Annotated in this window: 17 protein-coding genes; 16 read left to right on the top strand and 1 reads right to left on the bottom strand. The window is 55.7% G+C overall.

Annotated elements, in window-relative coordinates; all coding sequences use genetic code 11:
- Window positions 1-2: 2 nt before the first annotated feature.
- The 14 genes from waaF (at window position 3) to gspD (ending at window position 13,630) form a co-directional block, all read left to right on the top strand.
- A complete protein-coding gene (waaF, locus tag CC94_RS0106160) occupies window positions 3-1,049 on the top strand; it encodes a lipopolysaccharide heptosyltransferase II (RefSeq protein WP_005374866.1) in 1,047 nt (348 codons plus the stop codon).
- Window positions 1,050-1,056: 7 nt separating this feature from the next.
- Window positions 1,057-2,055, top strand: coding sequence for a lipopolysaccharide heptosyltransferase I (waaC, locus tag CC94_RS0106155; protein WP_031430214.1), 999 nt, complete (start codon window positions 1,057-1,059; stop codon window positions 2,053-2,055).
- 70 nt (window positions 2,056-2,125) lie between these two features.
- Window positions 2,126-2,350, top strand: a complete 225-nt coding sequence (locus CC94_RS0106150) for a sigma 54-interacting transcriptional regulator (protein ID WP_281174034.1) — start codon at window positions 2,126-2,128, stop codon at window positions 2,348-2,350.
- Window positions 2,351-2,637: 287 nt separating this feature from the next.
- Window positions 2,638-4,350, top strand: coding sequence for a type II secretion system ATPase GspE (gspE, locus tag CC94_RS0106145; protein WP_031430210.1), 1,713 nt, complete (start codon window positions 2,638-2,640; stop codon window positions 4,348-4,350).
- 1 nt (window position 4,351) lies between these two features.
- A complete protein-coding gene (locus tag CC94_RS0106140; RefSeq protein ID WP_005374860.1) occupies window positions 4,352-5,569 on the top strand; it encodes a type II secretion system F family protein in 1,218 nt (405 codons plus the stop codon).
- A gap of 252 nt (window positions 5,570-5,821) precedes the next feature.
- Window positions 5,822-6,247, top strand: coding sequence for a type II secretion system major pseudopilin GspG (gene gspG, locus CC94_RS0106135; protein ID WP_031430208.1), 426 nt, complete (start codon window positions 5,822-5,824; stop codon window positions 6,245-6,247).
- 90 nt (window positions 6,248-6,337) lie between these two features.
- The gene (locus tag CC94_RS0106130; protein WP_005374857.1) at window positions 6,338-6,835 is read left to right on the top strand and encodes a GspH/FimT family pseudopilin; all 498 of its coding nucleotides are present in this window, start codon (window positions 6,338-6,340) and stop codon (window positions 6,833-6,835) included.
- Window positions 6,832-7,260 carry a type IV pilus modification PilV family protein gene (locus CC94_RS0106125; RefSeq protein ID WP_005374855.1) on the top strand — a complete coding sequence of 143 codons (429 nt, stop codon included), beginning with the start codon at window positions 6,832-6,834 and terminating at the stop codon, window positions 7,258-7,260. The genes CC94_RS0106130 and CC94_RS0106125 overlap by 4 nt, the downstream gene beginning before the upstream one ends.
- On the top strand, window positions 7,247-7,963 hold the full coding sequence (locus tag CC94_RS0106120) for a prepilin-type N-terminal cleavage/methylation domain-containing protein (protein WP_031430204.1): 717 nt from the start codon (window positions 7,247-7,249) through the stop codon (window positions 7,961-7,963). Before CC94_RS0106125 ends, CC94_RS0106120 begins: the two co-directional genes overlap by 14 nt.
- The gene (locus CC94_RS0106115; protein WP_245619707.1) at window positions 7,950-8,966 is read left to right on the top strand and encodes a type II secretion system minor pseudopilin; all 1,017 of its coding nucleotides are present in this window, start codon (window positions 7,950-7,952) and stop codon (window positions 8,964-8,966) included. Before CC94_RS0106120 ends, CC94_RS0106115 begins: the two co-directional genes overlap by 14 nt.
- Window positions 8,953-10,071: a PilN domain-containing protein gene (locus CC94_RS0106110; RefSeq protein ID WP_031430200.1), complete on the top strand. Its 1,119-nt coding sequence runs from the start codon at window positions 8,953-8,955 to the stop codon at window positions 10,069-10,071. Before CC94_RS0106115 ends, CC94_RS0106110 begins: the two co-directional genes overlap by 14 nt.
- Window positions 10,052-10,639 (top strand): type II secretion system protein GspM, encoded by a 588-nt coding sequence (gspM, locus tag CC94_RS0106105; RefSeq protein ID WP_005374851.1) that lies wholly within the window; start codon window positions 10,052-10,054, stop codon window positions 10,637-10,639. The genes CC94_RS0106110 and gspM overlap by 20 nt, the downstream gene beginning before the upstream one ends.
- A complete protein-coding gene (locus tag CC94_RS0106100; RefSeq protein ID WP_051911384.1) occupies window positions 10,636-11,394 on the top strand; it encodes a hypothetical protein in 759 nt (252 codons plus the stop codon). Before gspM ends, CC94_RS0106100 begins: the two co-directional genes overlap by 4 nt.
- Complete coding sequence (gene gspD / locus CC94_RS0106095) at window positions 11,384-13,630, top strand: type II secretion system secretin GspD (RefSeq protein WP_245619706.1); 2,247 nt, start codon at window positions 11,384-11,386, stop codon at window positions 13,628-13,630. The genes CC94_RS0106100 and gspD overlap by 11 nt, the downstream gene beginning before the upstream one ends.
- A 428-nt stretch (window positions 13,631-14,058) precedes the next feature.
- Here gspD and CC94_RS0106090 read toward each other — a convergent pair whose 3' ends face one another.
- The gene (locus CC94_RS0106090; protein WP_031430196.1) at window positions 14,059-15,744 is read right to left on the bottom strand and encodes a lytic transglycosylase; all 1,686 of its coding nucleotides are present in this window, start codon (window positions 15,742-15,744) and stop codon (window positions 14,059-14,061) included.
- A 205-nt stretch (window positions 15,745-15,949) separates the two neighbouring features.
- Between CC94_RS0106090 and CC94_RS0106085 the strand changes: the two genes are divergently transcribed.
- Together CC94_RS0106085 and rnhA are read left to right on the top strand one after the other, a co-directional pair.
- Window positions 15,950-16,660, top strand: a complete 711-nt coding sequence (locus CC94_RS0106085) for a class I SAM-dependent methyltransferase (RefSeq protein WP_005374845.1) — start codon at window positions 15,950-15,952, stop codon at window positions 16,658-16,660.
- Window positions 16,657-17,103, top strand: coding sequence for a ribonuclease HI (gene rnhA / locus CC94_RS0106080; protein ID WP_031430195.1), 447 nt, complete (start codon window positions 16,657-16,659; stop codon window positions 17,101-17,103). The genes CC94_RS0106085 and rnhA overlap by 4 nt, the downstream gene beginning before the upstream one ends.
- Window positions 17,104-17,140: the final 37 nt, after the last annotated feature.

Below are 17,140 nucleotides of genomic sequence, written 5' to 3'. Positions count from 1 at the left end.
ATTTGAAACCTGACGCCGCCTTCGCCATCACGAAGAAGATTCTGGTGGTCGGCCCGTCCTGGGTCGGCGACATGGTGATGGCGCAAAGCCTCTTTATCGCGCTGAAAGCCGCCGATCCGGCCTGCCGGATCGACGTGCTGGCGCCGGCGTGGACTTTTCCGCTATTGGACCGGATGCCGGAAGTGGCGAGGCCGATCGCGATGCCGCTTTCGCACGGCCAGTTCGGGCTGGCCGAGCGGATCAAACTGGGCCGGCAGTTACGCAGCGAAGCCTATGATCGGGCGATCGTGCTGCCCAATTCCTGGAAATCTGCGCTGGCTCCCTTCTTTGCCCATATTCCTCTTCGCTCCGGTTATATCGGCGAATGCCGTTGGGGCCTGTTGAACGATGCCCGCCGGCTCGACAAGCAGACCCTGACGATGACCGTGCAGCGCTTCGTGGCGTTGGCGTTCCCGAAAAATGCCGTTCAGCCGCCCGTTTATCCGGTTCCCGCGATTCCGGTCGAGCCGGCGCGGCAAGCGGCGGCCGCCGAAAAATTCCGGGTCGAAACCGGCGGCAATATTTTAGCTTTGTGTCCCGGCGCCGAATACGGCCCTGCCAAACGCTGGCCTTCCGGACATTTCGCCGAACTGGCCCGGCTGAAGATCGCGGATGGCTGGCAGGTCTGGCTGTTCGGCTCGGAAAAAGACCAGGCGGTCACCGCCGAAATCAACCGGCTGGCCGGAGGCGCCTGCATCGATTTTGCCGGCCGCACCCAACTGGACGAAGCGGTCGATCTGCTGTCGCTGGCTCATGCCGTGGTCAGCAACGATTCCGGCCTGATGCATCTGGCGGCCGCGCTGGACAAGCCGCTGATCGCGATCTACGGCTCGTCGGATCCCGGCTTTACGCCGCCCTTGCATGCCAAGGCCCGGATTGTCTCGCTGCATCTGGATTGCGCGCCCTGCTTCAAGCGCATCTGTCCGTTGTATCCGGCCGGTCATCCGGAGCACGCCCGCTGCCTGAGCGGGATCGGTCCCGAGCGAATCCTGGCTTTGCTGCCCGGTTGACCGGCCGATGCGGATCGCGATCGTCAAACTCTCCGCGCTCGGCGACATCGTGCATGCGATGGTCGCGCTGCAGTTCATCAAGGAACGGTTTCCCGAATGCCGAATCGACTGGATCGTCGAAGAGCGCTTTGCGGGCGTGTTGGCCGACAACCCCGACCTGGACGGGATTTTGACCGTCAATCTGAAAGTACTCAAAACCGACAAGATGCGGTTTTTCGCGGAGCTTCGAAAAATTCGCGCATTTGCGGAACGCAATTACGATCGGGTCATCGATGCGCAGGGGCTCATCAAGTCGGCGATCGTCGCCCGATTGATCGGCAAAAAGATTGCCGGCTTCGATGCCGGATCGATCCGCGAAAAAGCCGCGTCCTGGTTTTATAGTCAGAAAATCCATTGCGCTTATGATGCCAACACGATCGACCGCAATGCGCGGGTGCTGTCGCGGCCGCTGGGATTCGAGATCGTCCCCGAACAAATTCTGAATAAGCAGCCGTTTCTGTTTTATCGCAACCCGTCGTCCTGCATTGACGATTGTTTGCGGCAGGATCGGAAAAACATCGTGTTGGTGACCGGCTCGACCTGGGAAAGCCGGAATTATCCGGCCGAAAACTATGTCAAGGTTGCCGAGGCGCTGGGGCAAAATTGCCTGGCGGTTTGGGGCAGCGAGCGGGAAAAAGCTCGCGCGGAATGGATGGCCGCGCAATCGAAGGCTATTAAAGTGATGCCGAAACTCGATTTGAACGATCTAAAGGCATTGATTGCGCGTTGCGACCTCGTGATCGGCAACGATACCGGCCCGACGCACATGGCCTGGGCGCTGAATCGGCCGTCGCTTACGATCTTCGGCCCGACGCCGGTCAGCCGGGTATATCAGACCGGCATCAACCGCGTGGTCAAGTCCGCCTCGCAAGTGAATCCTTATAAATTGAACAAAAAAGATTTTTCGATTCGCGAAATCGAGCCGCAGGTTATCGTTCAGGAGGCGGCAAGACTGATCGAGCGGTAAAATGGCGGGGTTCTAAAAGAGACCTGCCAGGTTTTTAAAACCTGGCAGGTCTTCACCAAAGTCTTGCCGTATACGATTTTCATACCTTGCCGGTCAGGATTGCGGTGTAATGATCACGGACGAGCCGGGAACGGGCAAGGATTTGATGGCCGAGCCGGTTCATAAAAAGTCGGGACAGATGGCTGCGCAGCTTTATATTAGTCGCGTCGATTGTGAAACTTTATCGGAGGCAGAGGGTCAGACTGGGTTTTACGGTGCGGAAAAATCGGAAGCACAAACAGGAAGCCGGGGATGATTGGACCGCACTGGAAGAACATCGCCCCAAAGCCGGCCGGGGTGCAATTCTTTCGGCAATGCGTTATGCTAGTTAGGGCCTTACCCAGGCAGCCAGGATTTTAAATGTTTTCAGTATTACGCTTTACAGCCTGATCGATAAATAAAATTTACATTTCGTGTCCAGTCAGCATAAACCTTCTCGGGAATTGGAGTAACCGGCGGCCTGTTCATTCTTTAATCATTCATCCTCGATCTCACCGATCCAAGCCTTATTTTGAAGTTCACCACATCACTGAGGGATGCAGCATGGCAATCGTAATGGAAAATGCAGCGAAACCTTATCAAGCCTTTCTACAGATTCTGCTCGACAAGAACAAACTGTCCGCCAACGAATTGAAAAAAGTCGAGCGGATGCAGAAGTCTTCCGTGGCCGAAAGCCTGCCCCATCTTCTGGTCAAGCTGGGCCTGTGCTCCGAGCACGATGTCGCCGATGCGTTTGTCGAATCGGGGGATTTCGAGAAAATCCTGACCGGCGACTATCCGCTGGAGGCGCCGCTGCCCGAGAGCGTATCGCTGCGGTTCCTGAAAAACTTCCATGTGATCGGGATCGGCGGAAACGACGATGAAGCCCGGGTCGCGATGATGGATCCGGAAGACCGTTTCGTGATCGATGCGTTGACGCTGGCGACCGGCAAACGCGTTTCCGCGAAGGTCGGCGTGCTGTCCGAGATCGATGCGGCGCTGGAAGTGCAATACGGCGAAGGCCGGTCGCAAATGGACCGGATCGTCGACGATCTGACCGTCGACGAAGTCGGCGAAGAAGATCTGGAGCATTTGAAGGATTTGGCCAGCGAAGCGCCGGTGATCAAAATGGTGAATCTGATCATGCAGCGCGCGATCGAAACGAAGGCATCGGATATCCATATCGAGCCGTTCGAGCATGCGTTGAAGGTCAGGCTGCGCATCGACGGCGTGCTGCAGGACATCCATTCGCCGCCGGTCAAATCGACCGCGGCGGTAATCTCGCGGATCAAGATCATGGCGAAGCTGAACATCGCCGAGCGCCGGTTGCCGCAGGACGGCCGGATCAAGGTCCAGATGCTGGGCAAGGAGCTCGATTTGCGGGTATCCACGATTCCGACCATGTACGGCGAAAGCGTGGTGATCCGTTTGCTGGACAAGGAAAACATGGTGTTCGACTTTGCCGCGCTCGGCTTCTCCGGGCGGCATGCGGAACAATTCATGGACGTGCTGGCGCAGCCGCACGGCATCATCCTGATTACCGGCCCGACCGGCAGCGGTAAATCGACCACGCTGTACGCGGCGCTGAAACTGTTGAACACCTCCGAACGCAAGATCATCACGGTCGAAGACCCGGTCGAATACCAGCTCGAAGGCGTCAATCAGATTCAGGCCAAGCCGCAGATCGGTCTGACGTTCGCCTCCGCGCTGCGGTCGATCGTCCGGCAGGACCCGGACGTGATCATGATCGGCGAAATGCGCGACCTCGAAACCGCCAAGATCGCGGTGCAGTCGGCGCTGACCGGTCACCTCGTGCTGTCGACGCTGCATACGAACGATGCCGCCGGCGGGATCACCCGGCTTCTGGACATGGGACTGGAAGAATACCTGCTGAGCTCGACCGTCAACGGCATCCTGGCGCAGCGGCTGGTCAGAAAGCTCTGCCCCCAATGCAAAGAAGGGCAGCCGGCACCGCCCGAAGTGGTCGCCGAACTGAATCTTCGTCGTTACCGGCCGGAGGGTGACATTACTTTATTCAAGCCGGTCGGCTGTGCGTCCTGCGGCGGTCTGGGCTATCGGGGACGGATGTCGATCATCGAGTTTTTGCCGATGACCGATCCGGTCCGTAAATTGGTGATGGCGCACGAGGAAGCCGGCGTGATCCAGAAACTGGCGATCGAAGAAGGCATGCGGACGATGTACGAAGACGGCCTGGACAAGGTGGTGCACGGCGTCACGACTCTCGAAGAAGTCTTGCGGGTAACGACGGAAAGCTGATATGCCGCTGTACGCCTATAAAGCGATCAACAATCTCGGCGAAACCGAGGAAGGGGTCCGGGACGCCGGCGATGAGCCCAGCCTGATCGGGCTTTTGCAATCCGAGGGCTATATTCCGATCAAGGTGTGGCCGGCCAGCGCGAAAACATTTCTCGGCTTGAGTCTGGGAGCAAAACAGACCAAGTTGAGTCAAAAGGAAATCGCGCTATTTACCGGCGAACTGGCCACCTTGCTCGACTCCGGCCTGCCGCTGGACAAATCGCTGACCGTGCTGATCGATCTGACCGTAGACAATGAAAAGCTGAGCAAGCTGATTGCGAGAGTGCTGGAGAGGGTCAAGGGAGGCGCTTCGCTGGCCGATGCGCTGGAAAAACAGTCCGGCGTGTTTTCACGTTTTTACCTGAACATGATACGGGCCGGCGAGGCCGGCGGCAGCCTCGGCGAGGTCTTGAACCGGCTGGCGGAATATCTGGAACGCTCGCGCGAATTGCGGGACACGGTCAGCACGGCGCTGATCTATCCGGCGGTGTTGTTGGTGATGTCGCTGGCCTCGCTGTTCGTGATGCTGATTTTCGTGGTGCCGCAGTTTACCGAAATGTTCGAAAGCGCGGGGCAGGAGTTGCCGGTTTCGACCCAGATCGTGGTCGGCATCGCCGAATGGCTGCAAAGCTATTGGTGGCTGTTGATCGGCGGGGCGATCTTTGCGGTCGCCTATATGAAATTTCAACTGGCCGACCCGGCCAGAAAGAAAGTCTGGGACGGCCGTGTGCTTAAACTGCCGCTCGCCGACCTGGTGATCCTGACCAAGGAAACGGCGAACATGAGCCGGACCTTGGGAACTTTACTGGGCAACGGCGTTTCCATACTTTCGGCGCTGGCGATCGTCAGGGAAACCGTCGACAACCTGGTGCTGGTGGATGCGATCCAGTATGCGGAAGAAGAATTGAAGCAGGGCAAACGGATGTCCGATGCGCTGGTCAAAACCGGGATTTTTCCGAAAATGGCGGTACAGATGATCAAAATGGGAGAAGAAACCGGCCATCTCGAAGAAATGCTGCTCAGAGTGGCGGAAATCTACGATAAACAGTTGAAAGTGGCGATCCAGCGCATGCTGGCTTTGCTGGAGCCCGCGCTGATCATCACGCTGGGCCTGATGATCGCAGGCATCATCGTTTCGATTCTGCTGGCGATCCTGAGCGTCAACGATTTGGCTTTTTAAAGTCATGGGATGAGGTTTGCCAGGGAAAAGGCCTGCGGCCGTCCGGGTTTGGGCGATCTCGTTAAGTTAAGAGGCAGATACCCGGTAGTGGTGGATAAGCGAAGCGCATCCACCACGCAATTGCCGGATGCGCTTCGCTTATCCGGTCTACGGATATCCTTAATTTAACGGTATTGCGGGCTTGGGGCGGAACAACGATTTTTTAGTAGAAATAAAATATTCAACGGCTATTTAATGCATAACTATAAAGAAATGAGACACATTCATTATAAACAGACCGGTTTTACCTTGCTGGAATTACTGGTCGTTCTGGGCATCATCTCGATGCTGGCCGGCCTGGTCGGGCCGAAAGTGATGAAACACATGGCGGATGCGAAGACCAAGGCGGCGAAAGTGCAGATTTCCGAATTGAGCCAAGCCTTGGAAATGTACAAACTGGACATGGACCGTTACCCTAACTCCTCTCAAGGTTTGGCCGCGCTGGTCGAGGCTGCCGATAATTCCAAGCGCTGGAACGGGCCTTATTTAGGCAAGTCGAAAGTGCCGGTGGATCCGTGGCAAAACGAATACCATTATGTTTCGCCCGGCGAGCACGGTGCGTTCGACCTGTATTCTTTCGGCGCGGACGAAAAGGAAGGCGGCGAAGGCGAAGACCGGGACGTGGTGAGCTGGGAATAATCGCCCGTTGGTTGTCGGGGCCAGCCCGGTCCATATTCAGCGCCGATGCCTTTTCCGTCTTGCTCGGCCCAAGGCGTGCGCCCAAATGATATGACGCTTTTTTTGCCTGTTTCCTGCGTTCGGTCCAAGGGTTTTACCCTGCTTGAGCTATTGATCGTATTGGTGATCATCGTGTTGGGATTTTCGGTGGTCGCGCTGAATATGTCGTCGGGTTCAGGCACTTTCGAACACAAGGCTGCCGTCAGGGATGTCGTATCGGCGCTGCGTTATGCGCGCGGCCAGGCGCTGATGGCGCACCGGGAAATGACCGTCGCCTTCGATCTGACCGACAACACCTATAAACTCAGCGGCCGAGAAAAAACCTATAAGATTCCCGATTCGATCGCGGTTACGGTGGTGACTGCGCAGAGCGAGCTGACCGGAGAAGGCCAGGGCAATATCCGCTTTTTCGCCGACGGCTCCTCCACCGGCGGGCGCGTCGTGCTGGACCGCGGCGAGGTGTCCAAGCAGATCGATATCAATTGGCTGACCGGCCAGCTGGAAGTCGAAGACGTCACGCGCGACGACCGGCCGAGGCGCCGCAAATGATCTGCCTGCAAAGACCGCATAAAGCGCAGCGCGGCTTTTCGCTGCTGGAGATTCTGGTTGCCTTCTCGATCATGGCGATCTCGATAGGGATGCTGCTCGGTATTTTTTCCGCGGGGCTGCGCAACGCCTCGGTTTCCGAAGAATACACCGCCGCCGTGCAGATTGCCGAGGCGATGATCGCAAGGCCCGGTACCGAAGTGCCGTTACAGCAAGGGCAGTCGGCCGGCGTGATCGATGACAAATATCGTTGGGAGCTGGCCGTCGCGCCTTTCGTACTCACGACCGAAACGGTCGATACGCGAACCCTTCCCGCCCAGCTCTTCATGGTGACCGCCGTCGTCAGTTGGGAGGAAGGAGGCGGCGGCGAGCGACGGTTCGAATTGTCGGAACTTAAATTGACCACGAATGCCGATGCGAAACCTTAAAGCGGGCCAGGGGTTTACGCTGATCGAAGTATTGCTGGCGATGACGCTGCTCAGCGTGATGATGACGCTGCTGTTCGTCAGCCTGAAAATTTGCGCGGAAAGCTGGGAGAAAGGCGAGAAGAAAATTTTCGAAGTCAGCGAAACCGCCGGCGTCGTCAACTTCTTTCAGCGCCATTTGGTGATGGCGAAGCCTCTCTGGAACGATTTTACCAAAGAAGAGCGGCTTTTTTCCTTCCAGGGCGATAGCCAATCGCTGCAATTCGTCTCTTCTTTTCCGGCGAGTGCGGGCCGGGCAGGACTGCAGCTGTTTACCGTGCGGTTAGTGAACGAGAACAGACAGAATGCGATTAAAGTGACCATCTCGCCGTTTTATCCGGTTGCCGAAGGCGATGAATGGCTTACGGAGGAAGAGACGTTGATCAAGGGAGTTGCGGGGTTTTCGCTGGCCTATTTCGGCCCGGAAGAAGGGGAAAACGAGAACGGCTGGCTGAATCAATGGCGAGAGAGAGATCAATTGCCCAGATTGGTCAGAATCAAGATCGACCTCGAAAATGGCGTTTTCTGGCCGGAAATGAATTTCGAATTGAAGCTGGCGGCCGTTGCGGGCGCTTCAGATCCGGACTCCGAGGACGCCGGAGACGAAGAGGGTGATAGTTCGCAAACCGATGGCGATGCGCAGGATCGGGATAATGCTGGCGAATGATGCCCGTAGCGCCGGAACCGCTCGGATGCCGGCGCATTTCCGCCCGCTGGCGATCGCTGCGCAGGCTGATAAAGGCTTTGCGTTGGTGCTGGTGTTGTGGGTGCTGTCGCTGTTGATGATCATGGCGGCCAGTTTTTCGCTGACGATGCGGAGGGAAACGGCGGTGATTGCCGGGATTACCGGCGGCGCGAAGGCGCTGACGGCGGCCGAGTCCGGGATTGCGGTGGCGGAGATGATGCTGTTGAATCCGGATGCCGCCAAACGCTGGCGTACCGACGGCAACATCTACCAAGTGCAATTTTTGGATGCGCTGGTAAGAATCAGGCTGAAAGGCGAGACCGGCAAGGTCGATCTGAACGGCGCGAATCAGATGCAGTTGCAGCAACTGATGGCGCAGCTTCCGATCGAAAGAGAACAACAGACCGCTCTGGTTTCGGCGATCATGGATTGGCGGGATTCCGACGATCTGGTCAATATCGACGGAGCGGAAAAAAACGACTACAAAAAGGCCGGCAAGCTTTATCAGCCCAGAAACAAACCGTTTCAGTCGCTGGAAGAACTGCAGATGGTTTTGGGAATGGACGAATCGATTCTGGAACGGCTGGAGCCGCTGATCACCCTCTATTCCGGCAAGCCGCAAGTCGATTTGTCGCAGGCTTCGCGAGAGGTGATGCTGGCTTTGGGACTGGATCCGGCATTGGTCGATCAATGCATCGAATTGCGCAGGCAGAGCGCGATCACCGGCACCCCGCTCCAATCGGTGAGCCTGGCGCCGGGATTCAATTGCGGATCGGGCCGGAGCGATATAATCGAGATTATTGCCGAATCCCGGCTTGAAAACGGTTCGGGCGCCATCATCAAGACCATTGTGGCGAACACTCCGGCGGAAGGCGGCGGTTTGCCGTTTCGGATTTTGAACTGGAAACGCGAAGAAAGGGCTGATACATCGTTATTTTCCGAGGACAAAGACTCATTATTAGTGACCCCGAATGCTGAATCTTAATTCGACGCTCGAACTCGACTTTAAAAAGTTTTTCAGATGGTGGCGGAAAGAACTCGCTTTTTTAGTCCCTGAAAAGCTCAGGCTTCTGGTCAGCGACGAACACGACACCGTGATCGTCAAAACCCGAGGCCATCAATTCGAGTTGGCTTATGCCGGCGAGCCCGGCCAACCGCTGGCTCTGTTGAGCCGTAACGAGGAAGGCGCGGCCGATTTCGACATGCTGCGGACGAAGGACGAGCGGCTGGCCAAAGCCAATTTTGTGCTCCGGCTGCACCGTGCGGAAGGACTTTGCAGGGAGTTGGTTCTGCCTGCGGCTGCCAAAGAGAATCTGGCTCAGGTGGTTTCCTACGAATTGTCGAGATTTACCCCGTTCAAACCGGAGCAGGTCTATTTCTCGGTGAAACCGCTGGCTGCGCCCGGTGAGCCCGGCATGATCAATGCGATGCTGATCCTCACCCCGCGCGAGGTGTTGGACGGGCTTTACACGGAGCTCAAGGCGATCGGCATTTCCCTGTTATTGGCCGATTACGAGGGGGTCGAAAACAATCCGGAGCAGATCGACGAAGCCTATGATTTGTTGCCGGAGCAGCTGAGAACGAACGCCGGCAAAACGCCGGCCCTGATTTATGGGACACTGGCAGGAATCGTTACCCTGCTGCTGGCGTCCGTGTTATTTTTGCCCGTGCTGTTCGAATATCAAACGGTGGCGCTGTTGCAGGAAAAAATCGATGCGATCGAGAAAGACGCGAAGAAGATTAAAGGGATGCAGTCCGAAATCGATGAAGTGATCGCGGAGACCGGCAATCTGATCAAAGCCAAAAACGCCTCGCCTCCGGTCATCGAGATGCTGAACACGCTGAGCGCCTTGATCAAGGACGACAATACATGGCTGACTTATTTACAATTTGCGGACGGGCATTTGCAGATACAGGGAGAATCGCCTTCCGCGTCCGGATTGATCGCGGTATTGGAGGATTCGGACATTTTTACGAATGCCAAATTCGTTTCCCCGGTGACTCAGGATACGGCGACCGGTTTTGAGCGGTTTCAGATAACCGCCGATATTGTCAAAGCGGAAGTTCCAGGTGAGCAACGAAAAAAATAGAAACATCGAGCGGTGGCTGGCGATTGGCCTGCTGGCCGCTTTGGTCCTGCTTCTGATCGCTGCGGTTTTCGTGCCGGTGGTCGGCAAGTGGATAGCACTGCGCGAAGAAAAGGACCAGCTTGCGATCAAGTTGAGGCAGTACGAAAGAATACTGGCCGGCAAGGATGCCGTGGTCAAAGGGATGGGGTCCGTCAAGGAGGCGATTCAGGCGCAGAACTATTTCAACAGCCAAACGACCGAAGCGCTGGCATCGGCCGAAGTGCAGGAGTTCATCAAAAAGGCGATCGTGGATGCGGGAGGCAAGCTCAGCAGTACCCAGGCCCTGCCGGTGAGAAGTAAAGACAACTTCAGCCTGTTGACGGTCAGCGTGCGGATGACCGGTAATTCGGAGGTATTGCGGTCGGTTTTATACAGGCTCGAAACGTCGGCGCCGCTGATCATCATCGATCAACTGGACATCCGGCCCATGCGCGGCGTGAGAAACCGGCGTACCCGCCAGATCGAGCAGACCAATGATTTGAATATCAATTTTCAGGCGGTCAGTTTTATGAGGAAAAAGACCGAATGAATATCAACGGCAAAATTTTAAAACTGGTATCGGCCGTCTGTACGGGGCTGCTGATCATCATCGTGATGGAATGGCTGATAGCGCAGTATTCCGAAAACCGCCTGCTGAAATCGATCGAATCGTCGGCTCCATCGAATGCCTCGACCGACCGGTTGCCGGAAGTCGATCTCGAAGCGAAACCGGAAGAGAGCTATGTCGATCTGGTGTCCAGGCCGTTATTTTTGAAAGGAAGAAAACCGGTTGAAGAGGTCAGCGCCGAAAACGAGAAGGAGCAAGCCGGGAACGGAACGTTCGATTGGCGGCTGGATGGCATTTATACCGGCAGAAACGGCCTTTCGGCCTTGTTGAGCCGAAGCAGGGAAGCGGGCGCCTCTCCGGTTCCGGCGGCCGGGTCGGCGCCGTCCGCCTCCGGCCCGAAGGTAAAGCCCGATAATTACCGGAAAGTCTCGGAAAACGAAGACGTGGACGGCTGGCGATTGGTCCAGATCAAAACCGATAGAGTGGTTTTTGAGTTGGGGGGAGAATCCAAGGAACTGGTATTGAGAAAACCCAAGCCGAAGGACTTGCCGCCGGAAAAAGAGAAAAACCAGGACCCACAACAAGCGCAGCGGCATGCACGGCAACCGCAAGCGAGAACAAAAGACGCAGAGCGACAGGATGAGGCTGGCCGGCGAAGATCCAATAGAGGACAACCTGTTGACTCCGAATCCGAGCCTGCCGTAGATGAATCCGAGAATGGCGAAAATGAAGAATAATTTGAACACCTTAAGAACCGCTTCGTATTTGGTGGCAGCAGGGCTGACGCTTTCCGGCTGCGAACTGATGGGGCCGAAACCGCCCGAGAAGCTTAAGCTGACCCCGATATCGCCGGGGCTCATGAACGAAAAACCCGGTGTGGTATTTGAAGGGTTGCAGAATAAACAACCGTCGGAAGATGCGTTGCGGTCGAAGATCGAATTGTACCCCGCTTCCGGCCGCCCTTCGCCCAAGCGTCCAGGCGGAGCGCGGTCGGGTGCCGGTGCCGGGCAGCCTCAAGCCAAAACGGCGGGGCCGGGCACGTATAGCCTGAATTTCGACGAGGCCGACCTCGGCGAGGTTTCAAAGGTAATCCTCAGCGATATCCTGGGGCAGAATTATATCTTGAGCCCGAAGGTGGCCGGTAAAGTGACGCTGCAAACGACCGAGCCTCTGAGCAAGGAGGAATTGCTGCCGGCCCTGGAAATGGTGCTGCGCGAGAACAACGCGGCATTGGTCAAGGAGGGGCGTATCTATCGTATCGAACCTGCGTCCGATGCCGTGTTCAGCTCGAACGTAGGCCAGAGCGGCAGAGGCAAGGCGGGATTCCAGAGTCAAGTCATCCCGATCCGCTATGTTGCGGCGGCGGATTTGTTTGAGGTGATCAAGCCGCTGCTGAATGAAAAATCCGGGATTAACGTCGATGCGGGCAAAAACACGCTGATCGTGTCAGGATCCGCGGCGGAAATTGACCGGGTGATGGATATGGTGGCCACTTTCGACATCGACATCCTCCGCGGGCGCTCTTTCGGCCTGTTTCCTTTGGCGCATGTATCCCCCGAGGATGTGATCAAAGAGCTGGAAGCGGTGTTCAACTTGAAGGAAGGGGAAGAGAAAAACACTTTTTTCCGTTTCCTGCCGATCGAGCGTTTGAATGCGGTATTGGCGATCACCCAGCAGCAGGACTATTTGCGCGATATCGAAAGCTGGGTGTTCAGGCTGGACAGGGCGACCTCGGCGAACGGCGGCGGCGTGAATGTCTATAAGGTCCAGCATATGGATGCGGTTGAGCTGGCGGACATCCTGAACGCGATTTTTACCGGAGCCTCCATGCCGAGCAAGCAGGCCAAGGTTGCGCCTGGGCAGACTGCGGCTACGATCACCAATAAAAATACCGACAAGTCGGCTTCAGCCCGAAGAGAAAGGACGGCGTCAACCGGAAAAACCGGAGAGTCGTCGGTTTCGAACGTTGGAGAAAACGTCAGGATTATTGCGGATGAATCGAATAATTCGATCGTGACCGTGTCGACCCCACAGGAGTACGAGGTGATTCACAAGGTGATCACGCAACTCGACGCGATGCCGCTGCAGGTGCTGATCGATGCGACGATTGTCTCGGTGACGTTGACCGATAATTTGAAATACGGAATTCAATGGTACCTGGGGCATGCGAACGGGCAGTCGATCGCTACGCGAGGCAGCGGAGCCGCCGCTTCGCAAGCGGACGAAAACGGCAATCCGACCGGGGCGGATCTGGCCGCGATTGCGGCCGCCGCGGTGACCGGCGGTTTCGGTTATTCGTTCATCAGTCATTCGGGCGACATTCGTGCGATATTGAGCGCGGAAGCGAACGACAACAAGCTGAACGTGATTTCCTCGCCGTCGATCATGGTATTGAACAATCACGAAGCATCGATACAGGTCGGCGATGAAATTCCGTTGCGGACTTCGCAATCCACCAGCGTGACCAACGTCAATACAGGCGTCGTCGATAGTAATCAGACGACAGGCGGGTTGATTACCAGCGGTATCCAGCAACGTAAAACCGGGGTCAAACTGAAAGTCAAACCCCGCGTCAATGCGAATGGTTTTGTGATCATGGACATCGAGCAGACCGTGGAAACGCCGAAAACCACGACCGTCAGCGAAATTGATTCTCCAACCATTCAAACCCGTGAAATCACCAGCAATGTCGCGGTGCAGAGCGGCGAAACGATCGTGCTGGGGGGCCTGATCGACGAAAACGATACCAATAACCTGGGCGGCATTCCTTTCCTGCACAAACTTCCGTTGATCGGACCGTTGTTCGGCACTACAAGTAAGGAAAAGCTTAAAACCGAGCTCGTCGTGTTGATCACGCCTCGCGTGGTGAGCACCAAGCTGGATGCGAGCCTGATCGCGAATGAATTCAAACGTAAATTGACGGGACTCTACGAAGATCCGCCTGTTCAGGATCGATCCGTGCGCCCTGATTGATCCGCACCTGACGCGGGTTGCAGCCTTCTGCGGCGGGACTGTTATCCACGTCAAGTGTTATGAAGAGCAGCGTTGTAGGGCGTTTTCGCGATAGCAAAACGCCAACAGGCTGGCGGATTGCCTGGCGGCGAATCCGCCCTACCAGAGCCGTAGGATGGGTAGAGGCGCCAGCCGAAACCCATCGCCCTCCGAACGCCTCGGTTCTCGCGAATAATCGATGAGCTGTTATCCACGTCACGCGTTATGAAGAGCAACGTTGTAGGGCGTTTTCGCGATAGCAAAACGCCAATCCCCTTCAAAGCGCGGCGGATTGCCTGGCGGCGAATCCGCCCTACAAGAGCCGCAGGATGGGTAGAGGCGCTAGCCGAAACCCATCATCGATCTTTTGAAATTTTATGGCGGATCTGCCCAGCCCAAGGCTTATAGGGCTAAATCATCGAGTGGCTGCTGTCCGCCACGATTTTCAGTATCTGTCCGGTCTGCAAGCCGTTGGCGAGCGCGGGCGCATTTGACCGTTTCAGGTCGCTCACCGAAACATTGAACTTTTTGGAAATCTGAGTCAAAGTGTCGCCTTTTTTCACCGTATAATGGACCAAACGCAAAGAATTGGAAGAAGAAGCGACCTGCTGCTCGCGGCCTTTGATGATCAGCTTGCGGCCGGGGACGAGCGCAGTTTTTAGGGTAATCCGGTTCCAGCTTGCCAATTCTTTGGGGCTGACCGAATAGCGCTGGCCGATATTGTAGAAAGTATCTCCCTTGCTGATCGTATGGTACGTCTCGGAAGGGCGAGAAGATTTTGCCAGCATCACGGCGTTGCCGTTCGGTTTGGCGGCAGGCGGAACTTTTAAAACGGCGCCGTAATTGACCGAGTTCTTGTCCAGATGGTTGGCGCTGCGCAGGTTCTGTACTGTCGTGTGGTGCGCTTTGGCGATCGACGTCAGGGTTTCGCCGCGCTTTACCTTATAGCTGGCAAAGCCTCCCGTTGGGACAAGGGAAGTGTAACGCGCGGCCGGCTGCTTGGCGACCACGGGTTCGGGTTTGCGATCATTGGCCTCGGCAATGATTTCTTCCTGTTGTTCCGCGATCAGCTTGGTAGAGTTGAATCGTTCGTAATAAGGAATTTCGGCCAGGTTCTTCTTGAACAAAGGCGCGTTCTTGACCGGAATCAGCAAGCGATGAGGCCCGTCCGGCGCCGTGCACCAGCGACTGAATCCCGGGTTCAGTCGAAGAAACTCGTTGATCGGCGTATTCGCCATCTGCGCGGCTTTGCTCAGATCGAGCGGGGCCTTGATATCGACGACTTCAAAATAGGGCTTGTTCGGGATGTGCCTCAGTGGAATATGGTAACGATCCGCATTTGCAAAAATCTTCGCGACGGCGAGCAGTTTTGGGACGTAATGGTAGGTTTCGTCCGGCAGGTTCAGCGACCAGTAGTCGGTCGGCATGTCCATATTCTCGTTTCGTTCGATGCACTTTCTGACATTGCCCTTGCCATAGTTGTAGGAGGCCAGGGCCAGCAGCCAGTCGCCGTTGAAGTTTTCGCTGAGCTGCTTCAAATAGGAGGTTGCCGCTTTGGTCGATGCGTAAACATCACGGCGGCCGTCGTACCAGGAGTTTTGCTTGAGCCCGAATTCCTGACCGGTGGAAGGAATGAATTGCCACAGCCCGGAAGCAGCGCTTTTGGAATAGGCGGTAGGTACGAAGGAGCTTTCGACCACAGGCAAGAGGGCCAGTTCGCCGGGAATCCGCTTCGCCTCGATCTCGTCGAGGATGTGGTGCATATAGGGTTCGGCGCGCTGCTGCAGGGAAATCAGCGATTGGGGATGCTGCAAATACCAGTTGATCTCGCGGTCTATCCGTTCGTTATTGATCTCTGGCAGGGCGTAGAGCGATAACAGCCGGTCCCATACTGTTTCGTACTGCGCGTTGTTCGGTTTGCTCTTTCTATGGGAAAGATAAGGAAAGCGGCCGAAAAAGCTGTTGTCGTCTGGCGAAACCTGGGGCGGTCTCTCGCTGACGCTCAGCGGCTCTTTGGAAGATTGCGAACACCCGGCCGCTGCCAGCGCTAACGACAGAGACAGTAATTTGAATGACCTGTTAGAATTAATTTGCATTTTCTAACCCTTTTTTTATCTATAAAATGCTGAATCTATGGCATCATAAAAAAACGACGCCCCCGTCAGCAGATTACGAGCGAATCCAGCGGCGACACATGGCGGTTGTCATTTTTGCAAACGAATTTTAAAGTCGTTTATAACTGCAGAGTATATAACATTTTTTTTCGGAAAACACTAATTTATCCTCAGCCGTTGACTTGCAATGAAGCGCGACTTTTTATTTTCCTATTACCGAACCCTGCGCGGCGAAGTGCTGAGGCGGCAGGAGACGGACTACTTGCAGCGCTCGATTACGGTCAGTTGCAAACAGACGATCCTGCAGATCGGCGCCCTGGGATGGGAAACGGAATTGGTCGATTGCTCCTTATACAAGTATTACGCCATCCTGGATGCGGAAGGGGCGGGCGCTCCGGCCGCTAAAAAAATCAGGGCGGAAGCCAGCCGCCTGCCTTTGCAGTGCGACAGTGTCGATATGATTATTTTGCCCCATTTTCTGGAGTTCGATCCCTGCCGCCTTCAAACCATGCGCGAAGTCGAACGCGTATTGAAGCCGGAAGGAATTCTGGTCGTAGTCAATTTCAATCCCTGGAGTTTGCGGATAAGATATGAATATTTATGGGAGCGGCAAAAACATGATGCCTGGTCCGGGCATTTTATCAGCCGTACCCGCGTCGTCGATTGGCTGAAGCTGCTCAATTTCGAAGTGATTTTATTCACCGAATTCAATGCGAAATCGGTGCGTTCGACCCACGGCAAATTTATGGAAAACTGTTATTCGCTAAGCGCTTCTGCCTATGCGATCAAAGCCATCAAGCGGCGCTACAATATCATTCCGTTGACCCCGGTTTATCAAACCAAACCGCGCCTGGTGCTGGTCAATCCGATCAACTCCACGACACGGATCGGTTCATGACGGATACGGTGGTGATTTATACGGACGGCGCTTGCAGAGGCAACCCGGGGCCGGGCGGCTGGGGCGTGATTTTGAGCTACAAAGGGACCGTCAAGGAATTATATGGAGGCGAAATGGAAACGACCAATAACCGTATGGAATTGACGGCAGCCATCCAAGGGCTGGAAGCGCTGAAAAAGCAATGCAGGGTGGAGTTGAATACCGATTCCAAATATGTCTTGCAAGGCATTACCGAATGGCTGCCCAACTGGAAGAAACGGGGCTGGAAAACCGCAGGCAATAAACCGGTCAAGAACGAGGATTTATGGCGCCGGCTGGATGCCGCCGGCAGCCGGCATACGATCGAGTGGAAATGGGTGAAAGGGCATTCCGGGCACAAGGAGAATGACCGGGCGGATGAGCTGGCGAATCTGGGAATTGACGGGTTAAACAGGTTGAAGTAGATACCGGGCTGCGCTTCTTACCGCAATTTGTTGCGCG

Source organism: Methylomicrobium agile (assembly GCF_000733855.1).
Lineage (GTDB): Bacteria > Pseudomonadota > Gammaproteobacteria > Methylococcales > Methylomonadaceae > Methylomicrobium > Methylomicrobium agile.
The sequence above is the reverse complement of the archived record's forward strand: the minus strand, read 5'-3'. Positions and strand labels throughout refer to the sequence as shown.